Origin of the sequence: Gluconobacter sp. P1D12_c, from assembly GCF_018812105.1 — a bacterium.
Taxonomy (GTDB): Bacteria; Pseudomonadota; Alphaproteobacteria; order Acetobacterales; family Acetobacteraceae; genus Gluconobacter; species Gluconobacter oxydans_A.
The window spans coordinates 1-536 of record NZ_JACSIQ010000271.1 but is presented as its reverse complement, the minus strand read 5'-3'; the positions used below and the strand labels follow the sequence as shown (position 1 = coordinate 536).

Here is a 536-nt window from a genome sequence, read left to right as displayed (position 1 = left end):
ACATTCTCCCGAATAAGGGGAAGTATCTGCGGTACATGGTTATCACCTGCGGTGAGAACGTCCGCATATATGATGACCTCAAGGCGGAGCATAGGAAATGGACACGCAAGCTCTCTGATTGCTTCCGTTGGCTCAATCAAAAATATGGTTCAAATCTGTATTTCAGGGGGACTGAGTTCACTCATAATGAGGATCATGAAACCCTTAACATGCATATGAATATCCTCTTTGATCTGCCGTATTTGAAGGGGAACGGCTGGCAGGATTTTCTTGCTGATGTTCGTGAGAGGATGTCGTGCATTGTTAAGGATGCGGGAACTCTTGAGTCTGTTGATGAGGTCACAAAATATGTGACTAAGCCGAACGATATTGAGACGATGGAGGATGGCCATCTTGAGTGGTTCTATAATGAGACACTCAATACGCGACTGATACAGAGGTACGGATCGTTTAAGGAGTTCAAGGGGTCTCTTAATGATGAGAGGCTTCGCATCGTTCGAGATCAGTCTGATGGATCTCTGAAGATGATGAAGAAG

At 45.1% G+C, this 536-nt stretch carries 1 protein-coding gene; it reads left to right on the top strand.

What is annotated here, in order from left to right; all coding sequences use genetic code 11:
- On the top strand, positions 1–536 hold a 536-nt coding region (locus KP705_RS16690; RefSeq protein WP_215765063.1), incomplete at both ends, for a protein rep.